General features: G+C 60.7%; 18 protein-coding genes. 6 read left to right on the plus strand and 12 right to left on the minus strand.

The window, feature by feature from the left end:
* Positions 1–30 precede the first annotated feature (30 nt).
* Positions 31–1,275: a class I SAM-dependent methyltransferase gene (locus KF794_10190; protein ID QYK44160.1), complete on the plus strand. Its 1,245-nt coding sequence runs from the start codon at positions 31–33 to the stop codon at positions 1,273–1,275.
* Here KF794_10190 and tsaA read toward each other — a convergent pair whose 3' ends face one another.
* Positions 1,276–1,767 carry a tRNA (N6-threonylcarbamoyladenosine(37)-N6)-methyltransferase TrmO gene (gene tsaA / locus KF794_10195; protein ID QYK44161.1) on the minus strand — a complete coding sequence of 164 codons (492 nt, stop codon included), beginning with the start codon at positions 1,765–1,767 and terminating at the stop codon, positions 1,276–1,278.
* A gap of 128 nt (positions 1,768–1,895) precedes the next feature.
* Between tsaA and KF794_10200 the strand changes: the two genes are divergently transcribed.
* Complete coding sequence (locus KF794_10200) at positions 1,896–2,501, plus strand: sulfite oxidase-like oxidoreductase (GenBank protein QYK44162.1); 606 nt, start codon at positions 1,896–1,898, stop codon at positions 2,499–2,501.
* Positions 2,494–3,249, plus strand: coding sequence for a ferredoxin reductase (locus KF794_10205; GenBank protein QYK44163.1), 756 nt, complete (start codon positions 2,494–2,496; stop codon positions 3,247–3,249). Before KF794_10200 ends, KF794_10205 begins: the two co-directional genes overlap by 8 nt.
* On the opposite strand, the gene KF794_10210 is transcribed toward KF794_10205, so the two are convergent.
* Both KF794_10210 and KF794_10215 read right to left on the minus strand, forming a co-directional pair.
* Positions 3,237–4,022, minus strand: a complete 786-nt coding sequence (locus KF794_10210; protein ID QYK44164.1) for an alpha/beta fold hydrolase — start codon at positions 4,020–4,022, stop codon at positions 3,237–3,239. The genes KF794_10205 and KF794_10210 overlap by 13 nt on opposite strands.
* Before the next feature lie 3 nt (positions 4,023–4,025).
* Complete coding sequence (locus tag KF794_10215; GenBank protein QYK44165.1) at positions 4,026–5,321, minus strand: O-acetylhomoserine aminocarboxypropyltransferase; 1,296 nt, start codon at positions 5,319–5,321, stop codon at positions 4,026–4,028.
* A gap of 144 nt (positions 5,322–5,465) precedes the next feature.
* Between KF794_10215 and KF794_10220 the strand changes: the two genes are divergently transcribed.
* Complete coding sequence (locus KF794_10220; GenBank protein ID QYK44166.1) at positions 5,466–6,269, plus strand: alpha/beta hydrolase; 804 nt, start codon at positions 5,466–5,468, stop codon at positions 6,267–6,269.
* Between the two features lie 7 nt (positions 6,270–6,276).
* Here the strand turns inward: KF794_10220 and KF794_10225 are convergent, their stop codons facing one another.
* Complete coding sequence (locus KF794_10225) at positions 6,277–7,119, minus strand: Crp/Fnr family transcriptional regulator (GenBank protein QYK44167.1); 843 nt, start codon at positions 7,117–7,119, stop codon at positions 6,277–6,279.
* A gap of 386 nt (positions 7,120–7,505) precedes the next feature.
* Between KF794_10225 and KF794_10230 the strand changes: the two genes are divergently transcribed.
* Together KF794_10230 and KF794_10235 are read left to right on the plus strand one after the other, a co-directional pair.
* Positions 7,506–8,132, plus strand: a complete 627-nt coding sequence (locus KF794_10230; GenBank protein QYK44168.1) for a response regulator — start codon at positions 7,506–7,508, stop codon at positions 8,130–8,132.
* Positions 8,129–8,635 (plus strand): hypothetical protein, encoded by a 507-nt coding sequence (locus KF794_10235; GenBank protein ID QYK44169.1) that lies wholly within the window; start codon positions 8,129–8,131, stop codon positions 8,633–8,635. The genes KF794_10230 and KF794_10235 overlap by 4 nt, the downstream gene beginning before the upstream one ends.
* Here the strand turns inward: KF794_10235 and KF794_10240 are convergent.
* From KF794_10240 to KF794_10275, 8 genes are all read right to left on the minus strand, one after another.
* Complete coding sequence (locus KF794_10240) at positions 8,632–9,027, minus strand: hypothetical protein (protein QYK44170.1); 396 nt, start codon at positions 9,025–9,027, stop codon at positions 8,632–8,634. The two genes, KF794_10235 and KF794_10240, sit on opposite strands and share 4 nt — an antisense overlap.
* A 24-nt stretch (positions 9,028–9,051) precedes the next feature.
* Positions 9,052–9,441 (minus strand): response regulator, encoded by a 390-nt coding sequence (locus KF794_10245; GenBank protein ID QYK44171.1) that lies wholly within the window; start codon positions 9,439–9,441, stop codon positions 9,052–9,054.
* 11 nt (positions 9,442–9,452) lie between these two features.
* A complete protein-coding gene (locus tag KF794_10250) occupies positions 9,453–11,537 on the minus strand; it encodes a chemotaxis protein CheA (protein QYK44172.1) in 2,085 nt (694 codons plus the stop codon).
* An 11-nt stretch (positions 11,538–11,548) separates the two neighbouring features.
* Positions 11,549–11,914 carry a response regulator gene (locus tag KF794_10255; GenBank protein QYK46665.1) on the minus strand — a complete coding sequence of 122 codons (366 nt, stop codon included), beginning with the start codon at positions 11,912–11,914 and terminating at the stop codon, positions 11,549–11,551.
* Between the two features lie 230 nt (positions 11,915–12,144).
* The gene (locus tag KF794_10260; protein QYK44173.1) at positions 12,145–13,227 is read right to left on the minus strand and encodes a chemotaxis response regulator protein-glutamate methylesterase; all 1,083 of its coding nucleotides are present in this window, start codon (positions 13,225–13,227) and stop codon (positions 12,145–12,147) included.
* A 10-nt stretch (positions 13,228–13,237) separates the two neighbouring features.
* Positions 13,238–13,873 carry a chemoreceptor glutamine deamidase CheD gene (locus KF794_10265; protein QYK44174.1) on the minus strand — a complete coding sequence of 212 codons (636 nt, stop codon included), beginning with the start codon at positions 13,871–13,873 and terminating at the stop codon, positions 13,238–13,240.
* On the minus strand, positions 13,870–14,748 hold the full coding sequence (locus KF794_10270; GenBank protein QYK46666.1) for a protein-glutamate O-methyltransferase CheR: 879 nt from the start codon (positions 14,746–14,748) through the stop codon (positions 13,870–13,872). Before KF794_10270 ends, KF794_10265 begins: the two co-directional genes overlap by 4 nt.
* Positions 14,749–14,772: 24 nt before the next feature.
* Positions 14,773–16,761, minus strand: coding sequence for a PAS domain S-box protein (locus tag KF794_10275; GenBank protein ID QYK44175.1), 1,989 nt, complete (start codon positions 16,759–16,761; stop codon positions 14,773–14,775).

Genomic DNA, 16,761 nt, shown 5'->3' on the forward strand with positions numbered 1-16,761 from the left:
CGAAGCTACGGAATATCGGGGCTTTCAATCATGCCTTTCTCGCAGTTGCCGCAAGCTGGCGAACGTCACGAGGGAGCCGCGAACCTCTCGGAAGTATTGAATCACGCCCGTTTTGCAGAGCGCTGGATCGCCCATGTCCTGCGCTCGCTGAAGATCGGCCATCTCACCATCGTGACCCCATCCGGAATCCGGGTCGAGGGACGCGGCGATACCGACGGGCCGCGCGCTACTCTTATTCTTCATCGCTGGCGCACCATGCGCCGTCTCATGTTCGGCGGCGACGTCGGATTTGCGGAAGCCTATATCGACGAAGACTGGTCCACGCCCGACCTCGCCTCGCTGATCGAACTGGCGGCGCTGAACGAGAAAACGCTGAGCGAAGTGACCGCCGGCCGCCCGCTTTCGCGCTTCCTGCACCGGGTCAGGCATTTGCTGCGCATGAACACACGGCGCGGCAGCCGCCGCAACATCGTGGCGCATTACGACCTCGGCAACGAGTTCTACAAGCTCTGGCTCGACAGCGGGATGACATACTCGTCCGCGCTCTACGCCTCGCCTTCGCAGCCGCTCGAAGAAGCGCAGGAAAACAAGATTTCGCGGATCATCGAACTGCTCGATCTCAAGGGCGGCGAGCGCGTGCTCGAAATCGGCTGCGGCTGGGGACAACTCGCGGAGCGCATCGCGGTTGAAAAAAACTGCCACGTCACCGGCCTGACACTTTCACCCTCGCAACTTGCAATTGCGAAACAGCGCCTGCAACAAGCCGGCGTGGCGGAGCGCACTGAAATCCGATTGCAGGATTATCGGGACGTAACCGAGAAATTCGACCGCGTCGTGTCCATCGAGATGATCGAGGCGGTCGGCGAGAAATACTGGCCGGCCTATTTCGGAAAGATTTCGGAAGCGCTGAAGCCGGGTGGCAGCGCCGTGTTGCAGGTCATCACGATCGCGGAAGAACGCTTCGATTTCTATCGCCGCAATGCGGATTTCATCCAGCGCTACATCTTCCCCGGCGGCATGCTGCCGTCGCACGGCGTCATGCTGGACCAGATCAAGCAGGCGGCAATGCGCTTTGTGTCGCTTCAAAATTTCGGCGACAGTTATGCGCGCACGCTCTGCGAATGGAACCGGCGTTTCCAGCGCGCGTGGCCGCAGATCGAGGCGATGGGCTATAGCCGCCGCTTCAAGCGCACATGGGAATACTATCTCGCCTATTGCGATGGCGGCTTCCGCGCCAAGGCCATCGACGTCGGCCTCTACAAGATGGCGAAGTAACTACGCCGTCTCGAAGTCGCCCTTCTGCGGTGGTGCGAGCGGCGTGAAATTGCAGCGGTCGGGCTTGAGGTCGATCAGCGGCGTGCCGTCGAGGCAATCCAGCCCCTGCACGAACACTGTATTGCCTTCCAGCTTCACGAACTTCACCAGCGAGGTGCCGATGGGGTTCGGCCGTACCGGCGAGCGCAGCGAGAATGTACCGCGCGCCTCGCCGTCACTTTTCGGGCTTTGCAGGACAAGATCGCGCCGCGACTTGTCGAGCCAGTAAAGCACTTCGAGCGTTTCATATTGCTCGATGCCTTTCAGGCCCGCGACCCAAGGCTCGAAAATCTCGATGCGGCAGACCGGGCCATCCTTGCGGCCCTGCCGCGGACATTCCATGCGGTCTGTCCAAGGCGTGTGGATTTTGCCGATGAAGGTCAGCCCCGCATCGTCCGGTACCGGCACGGGCACGGCGACCTCGCCAGTGCGAATTTCATCCTTGCGAACCAAACAAACCTCCGTGAACCGCCCGAAAACGCTGCATCGCCGCGTTCAATGCCATTCTAACATGCACCGGCCCCGATTGTTTGCCCCCGTAAGGTTCGGGTATTCTTGTCGCAGATCGGAGTTCAACCCCAATGGTTACGCGCGGATTTCTGGGCCGTCAGCAGCCCGCCGACATCGAGAAGCGCCTCCCCGCCGGCCAGTCGCTCACCGACGATTTCCCGGTGCTGTCGGTCGGACCGACGCCGAAGGTGTCGCTCGATAGCTGGTCGTTCATTCTCAAGTTCGGCCCGAAGGTCGTCGGCCGCTGGACGTGGCAGGAATTCAACGCGTTGCCGCAGACGAAACTCAAGCGCGACATCCACTGCGTCACCACCTGGTCGAAGTTCGATACCGACTGGGAAGGCGTGATGGTGGACGACCTCCTCGCCGCTGCGAAGCTCGAAGCGCCGACCGGCTTCACGCTCGCGCACTCCTACGACAACTATTCGACCAACGTGCCGTTCGCCGACCTGACCGGCGGCCGGGCGATGGTCGCAATCCGCTACGACGGCAAGCCGATCACGGCCGATCACGGCGGTCCTGCGCGCCTGCTGGTGCCGCATCTTTATTTCTGGAAATCGGCGAAGTGGATCAAGGCGCTGCAATTCACCGAACGCGACGAGCCGGGCTTCTGGGAAAGCAACGGCTACCATATGTACGGCGACCCCTGGCGCGAGCAACGTTATTCCGGTGACTGAAGCAAGGAACCCGGCCGCTCCGGGTTCGCGCTGGCAAGAGGCGAAGATCGCGAAGATCGAACGCCGCACCCCGCGCGTCACTTCTTTTTTCTTCACGCTTGCAACACCGCTCGCCTTCCGCGCGGGGCAGCATGTGGACGTGCGCCTCACCGCGCCGGATGGTTACAGCGCGCAACGCAGCTATTCGATCGCGTCGGGACCAGAAGAAACCGCCGCGCTCGAACTCGCCATCGAAAAACTGGACCGCGGCGAAGTCTCGCCGTTCTTCCATGAAGTCGCGCAGGTAGGCGACGACATCGAATTGCGCGGCCCCATCGGCGGGCATTTCGTCTGGGGCAAGGAAGATGGCGGACCAATTTTACTGGTGGGTGCAGGCTCCGGCGTTGCGCCGCTGATGTCGATGATCCGTCATCGCGCGGCTTCCGGCGCGAACACGCCGATGCTGCTCGTGCTTTCCGCGCGCACATGGGAAGACGTCATCTTCCGCGACGAACTGCTCGCGTTGCACGACCGGAAAGACGGCTTTCAACTCGCGCTGACGCTCACGCGCGAAACGCCGCAGCGCGCCGGAGACTATGGCCGCCGCATCGACGCGCCGATGTTCGCAGAAGTGCTGCAACGCCTGCCGCAACCGCTGAAGCGCAGCTACATCTGCGGCTCGAACGCCTTCGTATCTGTGGCAAGCGACGCGCTGATCGCAGCCGGCACGGAAGCCGGTGCGATCCGCACCGAGCGCTACGGCGTCTGAAGCGCGAGCAGCGTTTCGTCGGGCCGCTCGGACAGCGGTGAATGGCCGGTATCCGGAATCACGACCACGCGCGCATTCGCGAATGACTGCGCCAGCGCGCGGCCGCTTTTCGCCGGGATCATCTGGTCGCGCTCGCCGAGGATGATCGTCACCGGCACCTTCACTTTCGCCGCTTGCGTAAGCGTATCCTTGTAGGCGTTGCATGCAGCCAGATCGGAATGGAGTACGCCCGGCTTCATGCTCTCCAGCACGCGCTGCGAGCCGCCAAGCATCCACAGTCCGGAAGCGAGGCTGCCGCCGAGTTTCGCGCGTCCGCCGAGTCCCCATAATGAAACCATGTCGATTGCGGCGTGGTCGTTCGATTTCGCTGCAGTGAGCAATCCCTCGCCCACCGGCATTGCGGTGCCGGAGCCGATCAGCGCGATGCTCGATACCTTGTCCGGATGGCGCGCCGCGGTTTCAATCGCGATCAGCGAACCCATCGAATGTCCCACGATCTTCGCGGGCTTCGCTTTCACGGCGTCCAGCAGCGCGGCGACGAAATCCGCCATCGCCGGAATATCGCCGAGCGGAACGCCGCCGGACTTTCCGTGCCCCGGCAGATCGGGGGCCAGCACCGCGTAGCCGTGATGCGCGAACCAACGGCTATGCAGCGCCCATGTCGAATGATCGAACCCCGCGCCGTGCAGCAGCACGACCGCAGGCAGCGAAGCATCGAACGGCCTGCCGCCATTCGCGATGAAGGTGTCGATCCCGTTCACGGTGACGCGCATGGCTCAACCCTTCTGCGAGAAGCGCAGCGCCTGCGCGAGATCGTCGATGATGTCGGCCGCTGCCTCGATGCCGACCGAGAGCCGGATCAGTTCCTCGCCGATTCCGGCGGCCTTGAGTTGCGCGGCATCCATCTGCTGGTGCGTGGTGCTGGCCGGATGAATGACCAGCGATTTCGCGTCGCCCACGTTGGCAAGATGGCTCACCAGCCGCAGTGCCTCGATGAATTTCCTGCCTGCCGCGCGCCCGCCCTTGATGCCGAACGAGACGATGGAGCCGGACCCACGGGGCAGCAATTCTTTCGCGAGCGCATGATCGGGATGATCCGGCAGCGTCGGGTGCAGCACCCATTCCACCGCCGGATTCTTTTTCAGGAAATCCAGCACCGCCGCGGTGTTCGCCACATGTCGCTCGACGCGAACGCCGAGCGTCTCCACGCCTTGCAATAACTGGAACGCATTGGTCGGTGAAATGCACGCGCCGAAATCGCGCAATCCTTCGGTACGCGCGCGCATGATGAAGGCGGAAGGGCCGAACTGCTCGGTGAAAACGATGCCGTGATACCCGGCATAGGGTTCGGTCAGCTGCGGAAACTTGCCCGACTTGTCCCAGTCGAACCTGCCGCCATCGACGATCACGCCGCCGATGGCGATGCCGTGTCCGCCAATCCACTTCGTCGTGGAGTGCATGACGAGATCGGCGCCGAGCGCAATCGGTTGGCTCAGGAACGGCGTCGCGAACGTATTGTCGATCAGGAGCGGAATCCCCGCTTCATGCGCGATCGCCGAGACTTTCGGGATATCCAGCACTTCAAGGCCGGGATTGCCGATGGTTTCCCCGATCATGAGCCGTGTGTTCGGCTTGATCGCCGCGCGCATGCCCGCGAAGTCGCGCGGCTTCACGAAGGTCGTGGTGATTCCGAAGCGCGGCAGCGTATGCGCCAGCAGATTGATGGTGCCACCGTAGAGCGACGCGGAAGCGACGATGTGGTCGCCTGCATTCAGGATGGTGACGATGGCAAGATGAATCGCCGCCATGCCGCTCGCCGTGCAGACCGCGCCGACGCCGCCTTCCAGTGCGGCCAGTCGCTCCTCCAGCACCGACGTCGTCGGATTGGAAATGCGCGTATAGATGTTTCCCGCGCGCTCCAGATTAAAGAGCGCAGCGGCATGATCGGTGTCCTGAAACACATAGGAAGTAGTCTGGTAGATCGGCACCGCGCGCGCGCCGGTCGCGGGATCGGGATGCTGGCCTGCATGCAGGCTCAGGGTTTCGAAGGCGGGCGGTTTCGGTGCGGACATTTTCGGTTTCCGGCGCTGCGAAAGTGTTTCTTCTCAACACAAATTCGGCAGGCAAGCTATAGTGCGGCTGCGAACCGAGCCGGGGCCATGATACGAATGCCGCGCCTTATCCTTCTGGGCTTACTTTTATTAGGTGCGTGTATTTTGCCTACGGATGCCCAGCAGCGCTGGCAAACCCTGCCCCCGACCCCGTCGCTTCCCTCTCCGACCGGGACCGGATTCGTCGAAGTGAAGGGCGCGCGCATTTGGTACGCGACCTTCGGCAACATCAAAGGCCCCGCCATCACGCTGCTGCATGGTGGCGTCGGCAATTCGAATTACTGGGGTCATCTGGTTCGCACGCTTTCGCCGGATTACCACGTGGTCGTGATGGACAGCCGCGGGCATGGCCGCAGCCCCTATGATGGCAAGCCCATCTCCTACGAACAGATGGCGGACGACATGATCGTGGTGCTCGATGCGCTCAAGATCGAGCGGAGCGCCGCCGTGGGCTGGAGCGATGGTGCCAATACCGGCATTTATCTGGGGCTGAAATACGGGCCGCGCATCACGGGCCTGTTCCTGTTCGCCGGCAACTATCACATCAATGGAATGCAGAAGTCCGGCGGCAGCGCTGCTGCGAGCACATATTTCGCGCGCGTGCAGAAAGAATATCTGGAGCTATCGCCCGCGCCGAAAGCCTACGCGGCATTTCGTGCAGCACTCTCCGCAATGTGGCGGGCACAGCCGCAGCTTGCGCGCGCGGAACTGAAAAAGATCACCGTTCCGGTCTGGGTAGTGCAAGCCGAGCGCGAAGAACTGATCGCGCATCCGCATGCGAAGGAAATGGCGGCGGCGATTCCAAATGCGAAATTCGTTTCGCTTCCCGGTGTCGGTCACTTCGCGCTGCTTCAGGACCCCGCGCACTTCGACGCGGAAGTCGTGCGCTTTATGCAGAGCCTGCGCTGACGCACTCTCAATCCCATTCGATCAGGTCTTGCAGCCCCTTGCGGTTGAGGATGCCGAGCTTGCGCCCGTCGAGATGGATGAGCTTCGCGGCCTTGAACCTGCCGAGCACCTTGCAGACGTGAACAGCGGTCAGGCCTGTCGCATCGGCGATTTGCTGCTGGCGCACCGGAAACTCGATGGTGTTATCCCTGGCCTGTCCGCGCCTTTCCATGCGGTCGAACAGCGAACAAAGCACCCGCGCAATCCGCGCCTCCGCCGAGCGGCGGCTGAGATCGAGGCTGAGCTGGTCGTTGCGCTCGCGCTCCTCGCCAAGCGATTTTCCGAGCGAGCCGACCCACGCCGGATTTTTTGCAATCGCTTCCAGCAAGTCGGCGCGTTTTAACTTGCGACAAGAAACCTGGGAAACCGCATCGATCGCCCGGCCCGAACAAGGCTCGAAAAGGTAGTTCACCGAAGCAGGGTCGCCCGCGAGCAGAAACGAAACGATCTGCCGCCGTCCGCTCGGCACGCTCACCGAAACCGCGGCCCATCCCGAACAGATCACCGGCACGGTTTCGGAAATTTCGCGCTGGTGCAGAATCGGACGGCGCGCCGGCACGACCTGCACCACCGATGCGACCGGGAGCGTACCGGCACGGCGATTGTTTTCGGGATCGCCTTTGATTCCGAAACCCGGACACGCATTGATCTGCCGGACGAAACAACCCTTGCATGTCGGCAGGAAACGGCCTTCGGCCGTCTGGCTTTCCGTAGCTTCAGGCAACGCGGGGACGATATTCGTCCGCGCATTCATCGCCAGAACATCGTTCGCCTTGATCTCATGCAGCGGATGTTCGTTCGCTTTCAGCATTGCGCCCTCCGAATCATTTCCCGAAAGAATCTTAGTGAAAGTCACGCAAGCAATGTATTGATGTAGATGAATCGTTTTGCTAATTACAGGTTGTAACGACAGGTTGCGCGATTCGTTTTCGCGCTAAGAAAGTTTTTGTTCGCGCAGAATTTTCTGTGACGACGCTACTTGCTTTGAGTGAACACGCACCGGCGCGAAGTTTTATGCATGCGTGTTGAATTGTTTTCGTGGAATGCCATCAAAAAAGCGCGCGATGCTTTATGCGCGAAAAGAAAAAAGCATTCAAAAACTTGGCGCAGATTATATTTCCAGATCAATCGTCCAGTTGATCGTAATTTTCTCCGCAGCACATAATGCGCGGCAACTATCCTTAGGCTTTCCCGCGCATGATCTTCACGGCCATTCCTGCCGCCGTGGATTTCATGCGCCATTCCGCGATCAATCTTCATGAAACCGTGATTCTCGTCGCCGATCCGAGCGCGTATCTGCGCAAGATCGTGGTTTCGATCCTGCGCGGCTTCGGCACCAAATCGCTACTCGAAGTGGATAGCGCTGCGGGCCTTATGCGCGCGATGAACGGCCAGCGCATCGACGTCCTGCTCTGCGACTCCCGCCTGCCCGATCAGGATGGTTTTGCGGCGACCGTCACGATCCGCCGCGATCCCGTCAGCCCGTACCGGACCATTCCAATTCTCATCATGACCAGTGACACGCGCGAGACCTCGATCCGCCAGGCGCGCGACAGTGGCGCGAACATGGTGATCGCAAAACCGCTATCCCCTCGCGCGCTCTATGATCGTCTTGCGTGGGTTGCGCTCAACAGCCGCCCGTTCGTCGATTGCGACAACTATTTCGGTCCCGACCGCCGTTACAAGATCGAAGGCTATCCCGGCGGCGTCGGCCGCCGCAGGGGCGACAAGCCTATCGAGGTCGCGCAGGAAACCGGACCAGCGCTCGAACAGGACGACATCGACAATCTTTTCAACGCCGCGCGCGTAGGGCTTGCGCAATGAGCGACGAAGCGAAGAACGAAGCACGCATTTTCCGCGTCAAGACGCCGTTTCAGGCCGCGGCACAACAGCCGGGCGGCGTATCGCGCGAACTGGCCATCGAGAATGCGAACCGGCAGGTGGAGAAGATCAAACCGGAGCTGGTCGTCTGGATGCAGGACCAGCTTGCCGAATTGCCTGTTGCCATCGCCGCGGCGGAATCCTCACCACAGGATTTGGAGAAACTGAACGCCGTGGAAACGATAGGCCGCGGCTTGCGCGACGTCGGCACCACGCTCGGCTACGGGTTGCTGACTTTCGTCGCCGGCAATATCGCCGAGATTTTCGAAGCGACGCGAAGCGGCGCGCCTTACCGCAAGGACATAGTGAATTGCCACCTCGCCGCATTGATGCTCTCGATCCGCGACGATTACCGGCAGATGGACCCGGATCTTTTTCCTGAACTGAAACTCGGCCTGCGGCAGGTGCTGGCGATTGCGCACCGCGCGGCACGCAGCGCACCCTAGAAAACTTGCTCGTCTTCCCCGCACGCTTCCTGTAACGCCGTATCCGCATCATCCGCCGATGCAATCAACGCATGGGCGAGATAGCCGTTCAGCCGGTTCTTCAAATCCGACACCGTAATCGTACCAATCGCATCCGCTGCCGTGCTTGCCGTCGCGCCGCTCCTGCTCAGCTTCCGCAGCGCAAGACCCACCGCCTCGAACTCCTGCTTGAGCCGATCGAAGGCCTGAAACGCGACGATTAGTTCGCGGTCAGGTTTACCGCCTTCCATGGCAATCGCCGCAACACGGTCGACTGCCTGCTGCAGCCCTGCAACGTTGTCGATCATGGCCTGCGCCAGCGCGCCGATAAAATGGTTTGCCTGCGGCTGCGTAGCCGTGTTTTGCGGCGGCATTGAAAAAACTTTACGGGCCATACGTCAGCTCAGCTTGCCCACGACCTGCTCGATCTTCGTGCGCAGGATCGTGGCGTCGAACGGTTTGACCAGATAGTTGTTCACGCCTGCTTGCGCGGCTTTCACGACAAGCTCCTTGTCGCCGCGCCCTGTCAGCAGGATAAACGGCAGCCGCCGCACATGCGGGTGCGAGCGCACCGCGCGCAGCAGGCCAAGGCCGTCCATCTCCGGCATGTTGTAATCCGAGATGATGAGATCGACCGGCTGGCGCGTCACTGCCTGCAACGCGGCGTTTCCGTTCTCGGCATCGTAGATCATGCGAATACCGATCTGTTCCAGAGTCATGCGCGTCACTTCACGCACGCTCTGCTGGTCGTCCACGATGAGAACCTTCATGGCGGCTGCGGCCGGCATCTTCTCCTCCCTTATGCCGCCCGCGCAGGCATTTGTGTGCGCGCTGCGAGATCGGTGAGTTTTTCTGCGTCAAGAATGAAAGCGACCCGGCCGTTGCCGAGAATGGTCGCGGCGGCGATTCCGGGCACCGCACCGTAGCTCTCTTCGATGCTTTTGATGACGACCTGCTGGTGCCCGCACAGTTCGTCCACGACGAGGCCGATACGGTTGCCGTCGCCCGCATCGGTGACGATCACGACCTTGTCGCTATCGGCATCGGGTTTCTTACGCAGCGCGAATACTTCGCCCAGTTTCAGCAACGGCACGTGTTCGCCTCGTAACTGCAACACGCCCTGCGTGCCGACCAGATTGCCGATGACGGAGCGATCGGGCAACAGACACTCGACAATCGCTGAAAGTGGCATGACATAAATCTCGCCCGCGGACTTGATGACCATGCCTTCCATCACCGCGAGCGTGAGCGGCAGCGAAAGCTGAATCGTCATGCCGCGTCCGCGTTCGGATTTGAGCGAGACCCTTCCGCCAATCTCGGCGATATTGCTGCGGACCACGTCCATGCCTACGCCGCGGCCGGAAATATCCGAAACCGTTTCCGCCGTTGAGAAGCCTGGCAGCATGATGAGGTTGTTGATCTCGTCGTCGCCGAGCTGTGCGCCCGTCTTCACGAGACCGCGCTCCTGCGCCTTGCGCAACACACGCTCTGGGTCGATGCCTGCGCCGTCGTCGCGAATTTCGATGACGATACGCCCGCCACGGTGTTCGGCGGACAGGCGCACCGTGCCTTCTTCCTGTTTTCCCGCCGCAACCCGCGCGTCGGGCCGCTCGATGCCATGATCGACGGAATTGCGGATGATATGAGTAAGCGGGTCGCCAAGCCGCTCGATGATCGAACGGTCGACTTCCGTTTTCTCGCCAGCAAGTTCGAGGCGTACTTTCTTTCCTGTTTTTGCGGATAGTTCGCGCACAAGGCGCGGCATCCGCTGGAACACCGAGCCGACCGGCTGCGCACGCATGGACATCACACTGTCCTTCAGCTCCCTCGTGTGATGGATTACCTCCTGAACTGATTGCGTCAGCCGCGCGCTGGTATGTTCGGGCAGTTCGTTGACAATCTGGCCGAGCATTGCTTGTGCGATCACGAGTTCACCGACAAGGTTCACCACGCGGTCGATCTTCTCCAGTTCGACTCTGGTGGTCGTCGCGGTTGCGCGCGGCGGCGAAGTGGTTTTGGCCTCCGCTGGCGTTTCCATTTTGTGGGAAGTTGCAGTCTTCGACGGCTCTGCCAGAACATCGGGGACGACAGGTTGCAAAGGTTCCACCTGTGGGGCGGTTTCCTGCACGAAGGATGCAACTGCGCCGCCCTGCATACCGATGTCGCAAAGTCCCGCGATAGGTTGAAGGAGCGCTTCAACCTCTTCGCGGCTCGCCGCGCTATGCAACGTTGCTTGCCATGAAATGTAAACTTCATTCTGCACAATTTTATCGGTCGGCGGCAGCGCACTCGTATCGGCAACCAGGTCCAGTTCGCCGATACCGCGCAATGCGTCGAAAACCCTCGCAAGCGGCAGCAATGGCATATCGGGAGAACGCGGCATGATGAAAAACGTCAACGGCTGCGGCTGCTCCGGCTCATCTGCTGACGCCATCACCGGCGTAAAGTCTATGCCATCGAAATCCGCGGGCGCGACCCCGCCATCAGCACCGTCCGCATCGATCCCCGCGATGGCATCCAGCATCTTGCGGCAAGCCTGACCGAAATCAGGTGCAATCGTTTCGCCGGAACGCGAGAACCGGATCAGGTCGGACAGCACGTCATTGGCGCTGAGCAAAACATCCAGCGTCTCCACGCTGTTCGCGAGCGTACCGTGCCGCAATTTATCCAGCACCGTCTCGAACGCGTGGGCAAATCCGACCAGCGCCTCGAACCCGAAAATTCCAGCGCCGCCTTTCACCGAGTGCACGGCACGAAAGATTGCGTGGATCGTTTCATTCGCCTCGTCGCCGTCGCGCACGGCCGTCAGCCCAGCCTCGATCTGTTGCAGGGCCTCGTCACACTCGTCGAAGAAAGTGTGTTTGAGATCGTCGAACTTCGACATGAATACCGCCTCTACGCCGCCACCTTCGCAACAGTCTCCAACAGACGATCCGGGTCGAACGGTTTCACCATCCATCCGGTTGCGCCGGCCTCGCGCGCAATCGCACGCTTGTCTGCTTCGCCTTCGGTTGTCAGCACCAGAATGGGCAATGTCCGGTGCACCGGGTTCGCGCGAACGCGGCGGATCACCTCGTAGCCGTCCATGTTCGGCATGTTGATGTCGGTAATGATCAGATCGACGCGCTCGCGCGCGAACACCTCCAGTCCATCGGCGCCGTCAACAGCCTGCAACACGTCAAAACCTGCCCCGGCGAGCGTGAGCATCAGCATGTCGCGCATGGTCTTGGAGTCGTCGATGGTGAGAATCCGTTTTGTCATCGCAATCGGGTCCAGTTCTGGAGAAGAAATTTCCGCCGCCCGCATTTCGGGTTCGGCTTCCTGGGCGACATCGGTGCCTTGCACGAATGAAGGCGGCTGCACTGCGAGCACGGTCAGCATTTCCATTAACTCATTATAATTATTGATATTTTCTGGGTATTTTTCGGCTGTGCCCGCAATCCAGTTCTGGAGATCGGCGAGGCGAAAATCCGCAACATCAATGCGCTCGCTCATGACAGGAGACCTCCTGCAAAGGCGCGATGCATTTTCGGCGGCACGGCCGTTTCCGGATGCCATGCACCCATGATCGCCGGACCGATGGCATTGAGCGGCAATTGCCGCTCGACCGCGCCGCGCTCGAACGCTTCGCGCGGCATGCCGTAGATCAGCGACGACGCTTCGTCCTGCCCCACTGTCATCGCGCCGCGTCTGCGCATCGCAAGCAATCCGTCTGCACCGTCCTTCCCCATTCCGGTCAGAATGACGCCCAGCGCATCCTCGCCGACCGATTCCGCAGCCGAACGAAACAGCACATCGACCGAAGGCCTGTGTCCCGAAACGTTTGGCCCTTCGCCGAGCATGCAAAGATAACCGTCGCCCCAGCGGCGCACTTCGAGATGATGCGTGCCCGGCGCGATATAAACGCGGCCCGGCAGCACCGGTTGGCGATGCACGGCTTCGCACACCTCCATCGGGCAGATACGGTTGAGCCGGTTGGCAAATGCGGTCGTGAAGCGCGGCGGCATGTGCTGCGCGATCACGACCGGCGGACAATCCGCTCCCATGTTCGTTAACACTGCGCGTAGGGACTCAACGCCGCCCGTGGAAGCACCGATGGCGACAAGTTTCACGTGTCTCGTCTCAAGTCCCTTGTGCGTTTTCTCGATGCGCTGCGCCGGGCGCGCTGTATAGCGCATGCCCGCCGCCGCTTTCACCTTGGCACACAGTTCCGCGGCCAATGCTTCGAGCGTTTCCGTGCTGCGCGATACGGGTTTCGCCACGAAATCATAAGCACCGATTTCGAGGGCTTCGATCGTGGCTTCTGCACCGGCATGGGTCAGTGACGAAACCATGATGACCGGCATCGGATGCAGCTCGACGATCTTTCGCAGAAACGAAAGCCCGTCCATGCGCGGCATCTCGATATCAAGCGTCAGCACGTCCGGTTCTAAGGCCTTGATACGCTCTCGCGCTTCCAATGGATCACCGGCCGTGCCCACGACTTCGATGCCGGGGTCTTCTTCAAGCATTGCGGACAGCAGCTTCCGCATCAGGACGGAATCATCGACGATCAGGACGCGCACCAATTTCATGTCTTGCCTTTCACGCGAACAGTTCGATGTCGCCGCCGCCACGGCCGGACGACAGGTTGCTGGCATAGTTGTGCTCGACGCTTGCGACTGCGCCGTTGTCGCTGCTGTTGAGCAGGCGGCGGACTACCCGACCCGTTGATGGCGAATAATGAACGCGGCGCGGCAAGGCGCCGCCGAGATCCTGCGCCGCGCACAAGATACCTTCGGCTTCCAGATAGCGGAGCACAAAATCCGCGTTCGCAGTACCGACGAGATTCCTGCTTTGCGTTACGTTGCCGCCACCGAAAACCTTCGCTTCGAATGATTCACGACGGCACCCGTTCTTCAAAAGCTCGTTGATGAGCTTCTCCATGGCGTAGTTCCCGAAACGCGTGGATTGCTTGTCATCACCCCACTGCCCGGAAGAGCATTGCGGCAGCATGAAATGATTCATGCCGCCAATGCCGCTATCGCGGTCGCGTATGCAGGCCGCGACACAAGAGCCGAGCACGGTAACCAGAATTTCGTTCTGGCGGCGCGCGATGCTAAACTCGCCGGGCATCACCTTGATCAGCCACTTCGCGGAAGCCGCATCGAAGAACGAGCGCTTTGTGCCGTTCGCCGGCTGCCCTTCGTCCTGCACGACCATGCGTAACGCGGCGCTCATGCGCGCCTCCGGTAAATCGTGCGGCCTTCCAGTTCCAGCAACGGATGTGCGCGGGTGAGCGATTCCGAATGACCGATATAAAGCCAGCCCTTTGGCGCAAGCTGCTCCGCTAGGCGCTGCAACAGGCGCGCCTTGGTCGGCACATCGAAATAGATCATGACGTTGCGGCAGAAGATCGCGTCGAACTTGCCTTTGAATGGCCAGTCATCGATCAGATTCAGGCGGCGAAAGCGCACCAGATCGCGCAACCGATCCTCGACGACGAGTTTTCCCTCCGCGCTATTCTGCTTCTGGCAAAACATACCGCGAAACGCAGGCGGAACATCTTCGATCGATTCCGGCGGATATTCCGCGCGCGCTGCAGATGCTACGACATCCGTATCAATGTCGGTCGCCAGGATACGCGCGTCGGCGCCGGCTCCCGGCAACGCCTGACCGATGATCGCGGCAATCGAGTATGGCTCCTCGCCGGTTGAGCAACCTGCCGACCAAATCCGTAAACGCGCAGAAGGTTCACGCTTCGCGCGCTCCGCGAAGGGCGCAGCCAAGGTTGCATGCAGGTGCTTGAAGTGGTGAGATTCCCGGAAGAATTTCGTGAGATTGGTCGAGATTGCATTGATGAAGCGCTGCGCTTCCGCGCGGTCGGACAGAAGATATTCCCGATACGCTGCGAATGTCGGCAACCGCAAAGCCCGGAGACGCCGGGAGAGCCGCCCATAAACCAGGTTGCGTTTGGCTTCTGAAAGCGCAATGCCCGCTTTTTCGTGGGCAAACTTTGCCAGCATCCGGAAATCGGCATCGCCGAAAGCAAACTCGCGCTCCTGCGCAGCCGGGCCGCTGCAAGCCTCATCATACAAAGCCGCGGCGGATGCCATGCGTACCATCGTCTTCGCATCCGCCTAGAATTCTTCCCACTCGTCGGCACGCAGCGCGGTCGCGAGCGCACCCTGCATCCGGCCAACCGGATTGGCGCCGTTGGCACGGCGTGGGGTCGCCGCAGGCTTGCCCGCGCCATTCGTGCGCCGCACCGGTAGTACTTGCGATTTTTCCTTGCGTACTTCCCGCGCTTGTTCCGGCTCCTCATCCGCTTTCGCATCGACACGGAAGAACGAAACCCGCGAGTCCATCGACTTCGCCTGCTGCTCCAGCGTCTTTGCCGTCGCTGCATTCTCCTCGACCAGCGCCGAGTTCTGCTGCGTGACCTCGTCCATTTGTGCGAGCGCCTTGTTGACCTGCTCGATACCCGTGGACTGTTCCGCGCTGGCAGCGGCAATGTCGGAAACGATACCCGCCACCTTCTTGATCGAGTCGACGATCTCATGCAGCGACGCACCGGCGCGGTTTACAAGATCGACACCATCTTTCACCTGCGCGGAACTGTTGGTGATCAGATCCTTGATGTCCTTCGCCGCCTGCGAAGAACGCTGCGCAAGGCTGCGCACTTCCGAAGCAACCACGGCGAAGCCGCGGCCGGCGTCGCCTGCCCGCGCAGCCTCCACCGCCGCATTCAATGCCAGCAAGTTGGTTTGCCGTGCAATCTCGTCGATGACGCCGATGATGTCGGAAATCTTGCGCGACGATTCCTCGATCCGCGCCATCGCTTCGACCGCTTTGGCGACAACCTGCCCGCCGCGATCGGCTACTTCCTGCGTGCCGGTCGCCTGCTGATTGGCTTGCTGCGCATTCTCGGCATTCTTCTTCACGGTCGTCGCGATTTCTTCCATCGACGCCGAAGTTTCCTCCAGGCTTGCCGCCTGCTCTTCGGTACGCTGCGAGAGGTCGGTCGTGCTGGTCGAAATCTCCGCAGAAGCATTGGTTACCTCGCGCGCGGCAGCCATGATTTCCGTAATTGTCGAACCGATACGCTCGGCCATTGTGTTGGCATCGTTCTTCAGCGTTCCGAACGAGCCGTTGTATTCGGCATCGATCCGTTGCGTCAGGTCGCCATCCGCCAACGCACTCAGCATCCTGATGAGATCGTCGAGCGCTTTCGCAATGGTGCCGGAGAGCGAATTCACTGCCTCGCCGGTTTTCACCAGCGAGCTGACTTTGCCCTCGGTCTCGACGCGCTGCGAGAAATCGCCATCCGCCGCCGCCTCGACGATGGAGCGGATACCGGCCTCGATCTCCTTGTCGCCGGTGATGTCGGTCGCATATTTCACGACCTTGAACGCCTTGCCGTTCATGTCGAGGATCGGATTGTAGCTGGCCTGAATCCAGATCTCCTTGGCGCCTTTGCCGAAGCGTTTGTATTGACCCGCGTCGTACTCGCCGCGGCCCAACTTTTCCCAGAATGCGCGATAGTCGGCGCTTTCGCGATACGCAGGCTCGACGAAGATCGAGTGATGTTTCCCGCGGATTTCATCGAGCGAATAACCGACCGCTTTCAGGAAATTCTCGTTCGCATGCTGGATGCGGCCATCGGTCGAGAATTCGATCACCGCCTGCGAGCGGTTGATCGCCGCCAGCATGCCTTCGTTGAGGCGCGAGGCGGTGACATCCATCCACTCCAGCACGTTACCGACATAATTGCCTTGCCGGTCGAAACATCCGTTGACCAGCAACGTCACCTTCAGATCGCCAATCGTGATCTCGGTACGGAACGGGAGATTTTTCGGGTCCGAAAGAATTTTCCGTTGATGCGCCGGGTTCCTGTGAAACGTGTCGATGCACGTGCCGATGATCTTTTCGGGGTCGAAGTTCGGCCAGATCGAGCGGAACGCTTCGGCGTTTTTGGACAACAGATCGCGCGTCGGCTGGTTTACATAGGTCACCATGAAATCGCGATCCACCGTCATGATGGCGACCGAAACCTGATCGACGATCTTTGCCCTCAGGAAATCCTCATTGCCGCCTTCGGCAACCGAGCCTTTGTTGAACCACGACAT

It is taken from the genome of Xanthobacteraceae bacterium (assembly GCA_019454205.1).
Lineage (GTDB): Bacteria > Pseudomonadota > Alphaproteobacteria > Rhizobiales > Xanthobacteraceae.

Coding starts and splice junctions, on each gene's coding strand:
- KF794_10215 (QYK44165.1), bottom strand. CDS start 5,321: ATGTCCGCACCGAAACCGCCCGCCTTCGAAACCCTGAGCCTGCATGCA.
- KF794_10265 (QYK44174.1), bottom strand. CDS start 13,873: ATGAGCGCCGCGTTACGCATGGTCGTGCAGGACGAAGGGCAGCCGGCG.
- KF794_10190 (QYK44160.1), top strand. CDS start 31: ATGCCTTTCTCGCAGTTGCCGCAAGCTGGCGAACGTCACGAGGGAGCC.
- KF794_10235 (QYK44169.1), top strand. CDS start 8,129: ATGAGCGACGAAGCGAAGAACGAAGCACGCATTTTCCGCGTCAAGACG.
- KF794_10260 (QYK44173.1), bottom strand. CDS start 13,227: ATGAAATTGGTGCGCGTCCTGATCGTCGATGATTCCGTCCTGATGCGG.
- KF794_10250 (QYK44172.1), bottom strand. CDS start 11,537: ATGTCGAAGTTCGACGATCTCAAACACACTTTCTTCGACGAGTGTGAC.
- KF794_10200 (QYK44162.1), top strand. CDS start 1,896: ATGGTTACGCGCGGATTTCTGGGCCGTCAGCAGCCCGCCGACATCGAG.
- KF794_10225 (QYK44167.1), bottom strand. CDS start 7,119: ATGCTGAAAGCGAACGAACATCCGCTGCATGAGATCAAGGCGAACGAT.
- KF794_10255 (QYK46665.1), bottom strand. CDS start 11,914: ATGACAAAACGGATTCTCACCATCGACGACTCCAAGACCATGCGCGAC.
- KF794_10275 (QYK44175.1), bottom strand. CDS start 16,761: ATGTCGTGGTTCAACAAAGGCTCGGTTGCCGAAGGCGGCAATGAGGAT.
- KF794_10270 (QYK46666.1), bottom strand. CDS start 14,748: ATGGCATCCGCCGCGGCTTTGTATGATGAGGCTTGCAGCGGCCCGGCT.
- KF794_10240 (QYK44170.1), bottom strand. CDS start 9,027: ATGCCGCCGCAAAACACGGCTACGCAGCCGCAGGCAAACCATTTTATC.
- KF794_10245 (QYK44171.1), bottom strand. CDS start 9,441: ATGCCGGCCGCAGCCGCCATGAAGGTTCTCATCGTGGACGACCAGCAG.
- KF794_10230 (QYK44168.1), top strand. CDS start 7,506: ATGATCTTCACGGCCATTCCTGCCGCCGTGGATTTCATGCGCCATTCC.
- KF794_10210 (QYK44164.1), bottom strand. CDS start 4,022: ATGCGCGTCACCGTGAACGGGATCGACACCTTCATCGCGAATGGCGGC.